At 33.9% G+C, this 9,625-nt stretch carries 9 protein-coding genes and 1 pseudogene; 7 read left to right on the top strand and 3 right to left on the bottom strand.

Annotation, left to right across the window (positions count from 1 at the left end; translation table 11 throughout):
• Positions 1-53 precede the first annotated feature (53 nt).
• A complete protein-coding gene (locus WBY99_RS12150) occupies positions 54-668 on the top strand; it encodes a 30S ribosomal protein S16 (RefSeq protein ID WP_423976602.1) in 615 nt (204 codons plus the stop codon).
• 77 nt (positions 669-745) lie between these two features.
• Positions 746-1,288 carry a ribosome maturation factor RimM gene (gene rimM, locus WBY99_RS12145; RefSeq protein ID WP_423976601.1) on the top strand — a complete coding sequence of 181 codons (543 nt, stop codon included), beginning with the start codon at positions 746-748 and terminating at the stop codon, positions 1,286-1,288.
• Positions 1,289-1,291: 3 nt separating this feature from the next.
• Here the strand turns inward: rimM and WBY99_RS12140 are convergent, their stop codons facing one another.
• Positions 1,292-2,221 carry an XRE family transcriptional regulator gene (locus WBY99_RS12140; protein ID WP_423976600.1) on the bottom strand — a complete coding sequence of 310 codons (930 nt, stop codon included), beginning with the start codon at positions 2,219-2,221 and terminating at the stop codon, positions 1,292-1,294.
• Between the two features lie 105 nt (positions 2,222-2,326).
• Between WBY99_RS12140 and WBY99_RS12135 the strand changes: the two genes are divergently transcribed.
• From WBY99_RS12135 to rpoN, 4 genes are all read left to right on the top strand, one after another.
• Positions 2,327-3,016 carry an LA_2272 family surface repeat-containing protein gene (locus WBY99_RS12135; protein ID WP_423976599.1) on the top strand — a complete coding sequence of 230 codons (690 nt, stop codon included), beginning with the start codon at positions 2,327-2,329 and terminating at the stop codon, positions 3,014-3,016.
• 4 nt (positions 3,017-3,020) lie between these two features.
• Positions 3,021-3,641, top strand: a complete 621-nt coding sequence (locus WBY99_RS12130; RefSeq protein WP_423976598.1) for a hypothetical protein — start codon at positions 3,021-3,023, stop codon at positions 3,639-3,641.
• Positions 3,642-3,774: 133 nt separating this feature from the next.
• Complete coding sequence (gene asnS / locus WBY99_RS12125; protein ID WP_423976597.1) at positions 3,775-5,220, top strand: asparagine--tRNA ligase; 1,446 nt, start codon at positions 3,775-3,777, stop codon at positions 5,218-5,220.
• A 140-nt stretch (positions 5,221-5,360) separates the two neighbouring features.
• Complete coding sequence (rpoN, locus tag WBY99_RS12120) at positions 5,361-6,839, top strand: RNA polymerase factor sigma-54 (RefSeq protein ID WP_423976596.1); 1,479 nt, start codon at positions 5,361-5,363, stop codon at positions 6,837-6,839.
• A 40-nt stretch (positions 6,840-6,879) separates the two neighbouring features.
• On the opposite strand, the gene WBY99_RS12115 is transcribed toward rpoN, so the two are convergent.
• Complete coding sequence (locus WBY99_RS12115) at positions 6,880-7,551, bottom strand: beta-carotene 15,15'-monooxygenase (RefSeq protein ID WP_423976595.1); 672 nt, start codon at positions 7,549-7,551, stop codon at positions 6,880-6,882.
• Complete coding sequence (locus tag WBY99_RS12110; protein WP_423976594.1) at positions 7,544-8,038, bottom strand: RNA polymerase sigma factor; 495 nt, start codon at positions 8,036-8,038, stop codon at positions 7,544-7,546. The genes WBY99_RS12115 and WBY99_RS12110 overlap by 8 nt, the downstream gene beginning before the upstream one ends.
• A gap of 138 nt (positions 8,039-8,176) precedes the next feature.
• On the opposite strand from WBY99_RS12110, the pseudogene lptB reads away from it, so the two are divergent.
• A pseudogene (gene lptB, locus WBY99_RS12105) lies at positions 8,177-8,902 on the top strand (LPS export ABC transporter ATP-binding protein); the annotation flags it as partial.
• Positions 8,903-9,625 lie beyond the last annotated feature (723 nt).

Genomic DNA, 9,625 nt, shown 5'->3' with positions numbered 1-9,625 from the left:
ACCTTTGCAACCTTATAATTAATCGGGACGAGTTCCCACAAATTCAAACAATTATGTCAGTAAAAATTAGATTACAAAGACACGGTAAAAAAGGAAAACCTTTCTACCACATCGTAGTTGCCGATGCAAGAGCAAGTAGAGATGGTAAATTCATCGAAAAAATTGGTACTTACAATCCAATCACTAACCCAGCGGTAATTGAACTTAACGTAGATGCTGCAGTAAAATGGTTAGGTAACGGAGCGCAACCTACTGATACTGCTCGTGCAATCCTTTCTTACAAAGGAGTACTTTACAAAAGACACTTACAAGGAGGTGTAGCTAAAGGTGCTTTCGATCAAGCGACTGCTGATAGCAAATTCGCTGCTTGGTTAGAAGCAAAAGAGCAACAAGTTCTTGGTAAAAAAGATGGTTTGGCTAAATCTAAACAAGATGCTAAAAAAGCAGCTTTAGAAGCTGAAGTAAAAGTAAACCAAGATAGATTAGACGCTGCACAAAAACTAGTTGATGATGCGAAAGCTGAAGCTGATGCTAAGATTGCAGAAGCAAAAGCAGCTGAAGAAGCAGCTAATGCACCAGTTGTAGAAGAAGCAGCTCCAGAAGCTGTAGCTGAAACTACTGAAGAACCAACTGCAGAAGCAGAAGGAACTGAAGAAACTCAGGCTTAATAAATCTCTTATTTTAAGAATTATGGAGGCGTCATTTTTGACGTCTCTATTATTTTAAAACCATTTATATTTGCACCATGAAAAAAGAAGATTGCTATTTTTTAGGAACAATTACCAGAACACACGGACTTCAGGGGAATGTGGTTCTGAAATTAGATACAGATCAACCCGAAATGTACCACAAATTAGATTCGATTTTTGTTGAAGTTAATGGATTATTGGTGCCGTTTTTTGTTGAAAAGCAATCGTGGTCCAAAGCTGATACCAAAATTATTTCTTTCAAAAATTCTTCTGAAGCGTTGGTGAATCAAGCGGTTGGGAAAGCGGTTTATCTTCCACTTTCTGGCTTACCGAAACTCACCGGAAATAAATTTTATTATCACGAAGTTGTAGGTTTCGAAATCCGAGAAGAAGATGGCAAATCTTGCGGAATCATCGAATCCATCAACGATCAAACAGGTCAACATTATTTTCTTCTTACTTTGGCGGGGAAACAAATCGTAATTCCGATTATCAAAGATTGGATTCTGGAATTGAATCGTGAAGAAAAATTCTTGAAAATGTCTTTACCAGAAGGATTGATGGATGTTTTCTTGATTCCATCGAAGAAAGACGAGTAAGTCTTATAATTTTTTCTGTAAATTTTCTACACTTTCCAACATTTCATTGAAAAACTTTTTTCGGTCTCTTTGTCCTGAAAAACTGAGAGAAGTAGAATTTTTTATTTGATGTTGAAAGAAATTGAAAGCATCGTCACACGTGTTTTTGTCATCAGTAGAAATATATCCGAACATATTAAAGGGTACAAAAAGCGAAGATTTTTCCTCGTTTTTAAACAAAATACTGTTGTTGAGAATTAAAATGTCATGAGCATAAATCTGGAATTTTTTGCTTTCATTCTCAGCTTTTTGCTCGATGTTTTTTATTAAATCTCGCAGTTCTTCTAAAATTAAATGCGCAGTTTCTTTCGTTAAAATTCTTATTTCAGTGTAAAAAGATATTTGATTCAAAATGCTTGAAATAGTAGTATTGTTCCAAATTTCAGTTACGTTTAAGTTCTCATAAAGTGTGGTGAGTTCTTCGGTTTTATCGGAATGTCGTTCTATTTTAAATTCTTCAAATGGAGTAAGAAAATCCTTTTGATTCAGTAAATTCATCCAAACAAAAAGTTTAAATTTCGACAATACCGAATTCGAAATGGTATAAAAAAACGGAATATCTTTCGCCGAATAATATACATCCGTGTTTTGGTTTATTTTATAAGATTGCAACAATTGCAGCGCATCATCAAAATAATTGAGCAAATCTGCGATGGTGCGAATCGGTTTCGTTTTCTTCGCAATGATTTGGTGATCGGTTTTCAAAAATTCGTCTAAAGAAATTTGATAATAACTTGCCAAAATTACGGCTTCCTCCAAACTGAATTTTGCCTTTTGTGAAGTTCTTCGATGAGCTGCATCGTAACTGATATTCAGGATATTGGCGATTTCGTCGTTCAAAGATTTCTCTCCGATTTTTCTTCTAATTTCTTTTAGCAAAAGTTCTTGATACATGTTTTTGCGATTTTCACAAATGTAGAAAAAATATTAATTCTTTTCCACATTTAGAAAATTGGGTTTGCGTAATAATTTTGAACCATCAATTTAAAATCAATTATTATGAAAACGAAATTATTGTTCATTTTTGCTTGCACGTTCATGTTTGGACAAGATTCTTTAAGTCAAGATTTAAAGTTAAAATCTGCAGTGATAACTTTCAATCCAGCAAAAATTGCAAAAAACACCACTGGAATTAATCTCGGGGTTTTTGACAGTTATCAGAAGCAAAAAATTAATGGTATTAATCTTCAAATTAATCCTATTACTCTACTTTATCCTTTGCTTCCACAAGCAATTCCAGTTCCCAGCGAAGATGAAGTAACTGTGATTCTAAATGGAATTCATATTTCCACAGGAGGAATGATGGATGGTGCAAAATTGAATGGACTCGGAATTTCGATTTATCATCACGCAAGAGTAACCAATGGTTTTTCTGCCAATTTATTTAATAATACTTCGGGAATTTTAAATGGAATTCATGTTTCTGGAGCGGCAAATAATTCTGAAAAAGGAGCAGGAATAACGTTCGCTTTTATGGGAAATTATTCTGAAAAATTCACAGGTTTGCAAATAGGGGGATTTAATGAAGCTAAGCAAATGAAAGGTTTGCAAATAGGATTTGTAAATAAATCTGAAAACTTAAAAGGAATCCAAGTGGGAATTGTTAATAACAATAAAAACGGTAGAAATTTTCAACTCGGTTTCTGGAACAAGAATACAAAACGGACTTTACCAATTCTCAATTTTTAAAATCATGAAGTTTTTATTTGTTTTCCTTGGAACTTTTGCGATGAATGCTCAGATTCCGACTGAACAGAAAGATCATAAATTACTTTTTGAATTTGGAATTGCTTCCAATCATTCTTCTAAAATTGCAAAACCGAATCCCGAATTTGCTTTCGGAATTTGGTATCGTTATCCAGTGGAAACGGACGCAAGATTAGAATTAGGTGGAAATTTAAAATCCGGATCTTCTGTTTATGATTTTGTGTATGGGAAAAATGGAAATGATTATTCCGTAGAATCGAAAGGTTATATTTTGAATTTAGGAGGAAGACTTGTAAAAGAGTTTTCTGTGAAAAATCAGAAAATTGAATGGATAAGTGAATTAACATTGAATACCCTTTTCTTTGATGGAAAAGGAATTCCGAATGATCCAATTCGAGAACCTGAAAGTGAAAATTCTGCTCAGATTATCGTTGATGCAGAATCGATTTCTACCTTACAATTCGGGCAAGGATTAAGAATTTGGAAAGGAAATTTGGGTTTCGGAATTAAAGGAAGTTTTACGCCATATCGACTTTGGTATAAAACAAGAATTCCGAATCAGTTCAATGTGTTTTCGGCAGAAGCAACAGTTTCTGTAAGACTTTAATAAATGAAATTGAAACATGGTTTTATAAGAAAATTGAACGATGAAAATTTGAAATGTTTTCTGAAAAATCCCAGCCAACATCAAATATGACATCAAAATTCTTTATATTTGCATCTATTGACTTTTTAAAATTATGAGAACTACGATTAACGAATTACTTTCAGATTACAAGAAACTTTTACACCACGATATTACCGTACAAGGCTGGGTTCGGGCTTTTCGCTCCAACCGATTTATCGCTTTGAATGATGGTTCTACCATTAATAATTTGCAGATTGTTGTCGATTTCGAAAATTTTGATGAGAAAATCATTAGTAAAATTAGTACCGCTTCTTCAGTGAAAATTGTTGGCGAAGTCATCGAAAGCCAAGGAGCTGGACAAACCATCGAAATTATTGCCAAAAAAATCATTATTTTAGGAGATAATTTCACTGAAGAAAGAGATAAAACCATTCTTCAACCCAAGAAACATTCCTTAGAAATTCTTCGTGAACAAGCGCATTTGCGGATGCGAACCAATTTGTTTGGTGCCATTTTCAGGGTAAGAAGTTCGGTGAGTTTTGCGATTCATCAATTCTTTAATCAGAACCAGTTTTTCTATATGAATACACCAATCATTACTGGTGCCGATGCAGAAGGAGCTGGTGAAATGTTTGGTGTTACCAATTTTGATTTAAATGACATTCCGCGCGACGAAAATGGTGATATCGATTTCGAACAGGATTTTTTCGGGAAGAAAACAAATCTTACTGTTTCCGGGCAATTAAGCGCCGAAACCGCAATGATGGGATTGGGAAGAGTTTATACTTTTGGTCCAACTTTCCGGGCAGAAAACTCCAACACAACGCGTCACCTCGCAGAATTCTGGATGGTAGAACCTGAAGTTGCCTTTAATAATTTGGAAGACAATATCGATTTAGCCGAAGATTTCTTGAAATACGTGATTGGTTATGTTTTAAAAAATTGCAAAGATGATTTGGAATTTTTAGACAAAAGATTTGCCGAAGAACAAAAGCAAAAACCTGAAAAAGACAGAGCTTCCGAAGGTTTAATTCAGAAATTAGAGAATGTTATTCAGAAAAGATTCAAAAGAGTTTCTTACACCGAAGCGATTGATATTCTGAAAAATTCTAAAGAAAATAAAAAAGGAAAATTCCAGTTTCCAATCGAAGAGTGGGGCGCAGATTTGCAAAGCGAACACGAACGATTTTTGGTAGAAAAGCATTTTGAATGTCCAGTTGTTCTTTTTGATTATCCAAAAGAAATTAAAGCATTCTACATGAAACTGAATGAAGACGGAAAAACCGTTGCCGCAATGGATGTTCTTTTCCCGGGAATTGGCGAAATCATCGGTGGATCTGAAAGAGAATCGCGATATGATATTTTAACCGAGAAAATGAAAGCGATGAATGTTGATGAACACGAACTTTCTTGGTATTTGGATACGCGAAAATTTGGTTCTGTTCCGCACGCAGGATTTGGTTTAGGATTGGAAAGATTGGTGCTTTTCGTGACGGGAATGACGAATATTCGAGATGTAATTCCTTTCCCGAGAACTCCGAAAAATGCGGAGTTTTAGAAATTTAATATTGAAATAAACCAAAAAACTTTCGGAGAATTTTCTGAAAGTTTTTTTGTGAGCAAATTCCACAGCAAAAATCATGCAAAATAGTTTCATTTAAAATAATTTACCTAAATTCGTACATGTAATTTCAATTTATGCTTAAGCAAAACCTTCAACTTCGACTCGGACAAAAACTTGCGCCACAACAAATTCAATTAATGAAATTGATACAACTTCATACCTTGGAATTTGAAGAAGAATTGGAGCGCGAGCTTGAAGAAAATCCTGCATTGGAAAAAGTGCAAGAAGAAAATAAAGAAGAAGAATACGCTTCCTTAGACGAAAAATTTGAAGACGAAGGCAACGAAAGTATCGATACCGATTTCGATGTGAACGAATATATTTTCGATGATGAGCCGGCTTATAAATCATCTGCAAATAATTATTCTGCTGATGATGAAGAGTTTGATAATCAGTCGCTTTTAACAGAAGGAGAGTCATTATATGACTATCTTTTGGAGCAAATTCGTCTGGCAAATATAGAAGGTGATGATTTAAAAATTGCTGAATATATTATTGGAAACCTTGATAACGACGGCTATCTTCGTAGAGAAGTGAAGCAGTTGGTGGATGATTTAGCTTTTTCACAAGGGCTTATTACTTTTCCAGAAAAGGTAACTGAAATTTTAGAAAATTACGTTCAGAAATTAGATCCGCCTGGAGTTGGTGCTAGGGGATTACAAGAGTGTCTTCTGTTGCAAATCGAGAAAAAGGTGAGTGCTGATAAATCGGTCAGTTTAGCGGCAAATATTTTGAGAAATCAATTTGATGCCTTGACGAACAAACATTACAACAAGATTATTCAAAAGTACGATATTGAAGAGGAGGATTTAAAAGATGCTTTGGAAGTGATTTCAAAATTATCTCCTAAAGTTGGTGGGAATTTCGATACCCAAACGATTACCATTAATAATGAAATTATACCAGATTTTCTAATCACAGTTAAAGATAATGGACCAAAAGGGGTGGATGTAATTCCTTCTTTAAATAGTAAAAACGCTCCATCTCTGAGGGTTTCAGATGAATATAAAGATATTTTAACAACCTATTCTCATGATAAAAAATCGGCAGAACATAAGCAGGCAGCGCTTTTTATTAAACAAAAATTAGATGCGGCAAAATGGTATATCGATGCCATTAATCAACGCCAGAATACTTTGTTACAAACCATTTCTGCGATTGTTCAGTTACAGAAAGAGTATTTCATTACAGCTGATGACAAATCACTGAAACCAATGATTCTAAAGGATGTTGCTGATATTACTGGTTTCGATATTTCTACGATTTCCAGAGTGGTAAAAAGCAAATATGCCGATACACCAAACGGAATTGTTTATCTGAAAAGTCTGTTCTCAGATTCATTAACCAATGATGATGGTGAAGAAGTTTCTACCAAAGAAATTAAAACCCATTTGATGGAAGTTATCGAACATGAGAACAAAAGAAAACCTCATACAGATGACGCTTTAGTAGGACTTTTGAAAGAGAAAGGGTATAATATTGCCAGACGAACTATTGCAAAATATCGTGAACAACTGAATATTCCAGTAGCGCGATTAAGAAAAGAATTGTAAAATTTGCAGTAAAGAGCATAAGAGAAGAGGAAGGTTTCATTTAATTTTCCTCTTCTATATTTTGGAGCTGTTCTAGATTCTTGCCTAATCTTCGGAGGATGAATCCGTAAACTACTCGGTAATAAATCCAGATTAAAACCACGCTGACTGCCATGGTTAGTATTAATCCTGTGATAAAACCAATTAATGTTGGATTCGGTAATTTAATATTTTGTTTCGCTAATACTGAAAACGTGAATGCTCCTAAAATCAAGGTAAATAAAATGACCAGACCGATATTGGCAACAATAAATAATTGAACCGTTTTTTTAAATTTAATGATTTGTAGAATCAATTTTTTAAGATTCGATTCAATTTTAATTTTTCGGTAATTTTGATAGAATAAATAAACAAAAACTCCAGTGAGACCTAGGCTTACTATTTTTAATATAAAATAAAATTTTGATATGGTGCTTTCAAAATTCAGCGAGTGATCAATTCCTAATTTCCCAAAAACGCTTACCAAATCAGAAGTATCGTTTCCTAAAAAAGTATAGTATATATTGACTCCTAGAATAATGATGAATTCAACTAAACTGATCCAAAGAATATATTTTACATAATTTCGTGACGATTTATTCAGCATCGATTCGATATCTTTGCTGTCATATTTTGGCTGAGCAGGTTCTTGCTGCCAAGTTTTTTTGAAACTATCTAAATTAAATTCAGGCATGTTTTTCCATGAGTTGTTTTAATGTTTTTTTTAAGCGATTCATTTTCACTCTTGCATTAACCTCTGTAATCCCTAAGTTTTCTGCAATATCTCTGTATGGTAAATCATCCAAATACATCGTTACAATTGCCCGTTCCACCGTTGGCAGCATTTTAATGACTTTATAGAGTGTTGAAATATGCTGTTGCTTTTCGTCATCATCTTCCACAAAATCACGATGATGATAATCCATTAATTCATCGGTTTGCGGCGATTTTGTTTTTTTTCTGAATAGGGTAATTGCCGTATTCAAAGCCACACGATACATCCAAGTAGAAATTTTAGATTGCCCTTTGAATGAGTCGTAGGAACGCCAAAGTTGTAACACAATTTCCTGAAAAAGATCTTGCTCATCTTCCAAAGTATTGGTATAAAGTCGAGAAACCTTGATGATCAAACCTTGATTATCTTTTATAAGTTTCGCAAATTCTTTTTCCTTGGCACTCAAATCTGATGATTTTTCTAAAGAGCGAAGATAATTTTTTTAAACCGAAAACTAAAGAAAATCTCGTTTTATCGTTGGATTTTCTGCGTTTCGCATTCAGGTTTTCACCCAACCTTGCATCTAATTTATTATATTTGCTACATGATTCTACGCGGAGAAAATTTAATTAAAGAATACGGTCCAAAAAAAGTGGTAAAAGGGGTTTCTGTCGAAGTTCGGCAAGGTGAAATCGTAGGGCTTCTCGGACCAAATGGAGCCGGAAAAACCACCAGTTTTTATATGATTGTGGGTTTGGTAAAACCAACTTCAGGTAAGATTTTCTTAGACAATAAAGAAATTACAAGCGATGCAATGTACCGCCGTGCCCAAAAAGGAATCGGTTATTTAGCGCAAGAAGCATCAATTTTCAGAAAACTTTCGGTGGAAGACAATATCCTCGGAGTTTTGCAATTGACCAAACTTTCTAAGCGCGAACAAAGAATAAAATGTGACGAACTCATCGAAGAGTTTTCTTTGCAACATGTTCGCAAAAACCGTGGTGATTTACTTTCTGGAGGTGAAAGAAGAAGAACCGAAATCGCCCGTTGTTTGGCAACCAGCCCGAATTTTATTTTGCTAGATGAGCCTTTTGCCGGAGTTGACCCAATTGCGGTAGAAGATATTCAGAAAATTGTAAGAAGTTTAGTCGATAAAAATATCGGGATTTTAATTACCGATCACAATGTACAGCAGACTTTAGCAATTACTCATAAAACCTATATTATGTTTGAAGGAAGGATTTTGAAAGAAGGGCTTCCACATGATTTGGCAAATGATCCGCAAGTGAGAGATGCTTATCTGGGCGAAAATTTTGTGTATCAGGATATTTTAAATAAACCGAAAAAGAAATCTTTTGTTTATAATATCTGGGCTGGGAATTTTGATTCGAAATATCAGTTTCAGCATTTTGTGGATGAAAATTTTCAGGATACCGATAATTTAAGATTGATGTATGGTTTTGAAGATATTAGTTTTGCGTCGTTAGCAAATTCTGAAATCGAACACATCTTTAATGAAGTCGTGGACAAAAATTCCAACAACTCTTTTCTGTTTCAAAAGAAAGAAATCAATACCAATTATTCGTTAGAAGAAGCGGAATCTAGTGCAAGAGCTGCCAGTAAAACTGAATTGCATTATTTAACCAGTTTTGCTTTTGAATTTTAAAGAATAGTCTTTTTTATCACAGCAATTTTAGTTATTAATTGTGATTGTTTTTTTTTGTTAAATTAGAATATTCCTTTTTTTCTATTTTAAAATGTGCCGAAACCATTCATCTTAGCGGTTCATATCGTGAGATTTTCGATGCGTCTGTCAGAAGTGTTAATCTCGATAAACTCATCAATTCCTCTAAAGAAAATTAATTTTAAAATTTAAAAATGAAGAAATATATTGTAGTCATTCTCCCTTTATTAATGCTAAATTCTTGCTCGAAAATAGAAGAAACCATTAATGAAGCCATTGATAAAACTACTGAAAACGTTAAAGAAAAAGCACAAAATGCGGTAAAAGAAACTTTAAATGAAACCGTAAATAATTCTATAAATTCTTTAA

Source organism: Kaistella sp. (genome assembly GCF_049588135.1).
Taxonomy (GTDB): Bacteria; Bacteroidota; Bacteroidia; order Flavobacteriales; family Weeksellaceae; genus Kaistella.
Note: the sequence above shows the minus strand (reverse complement) of the source record. Positions and strands in the feature narration are given on the sequence as shown.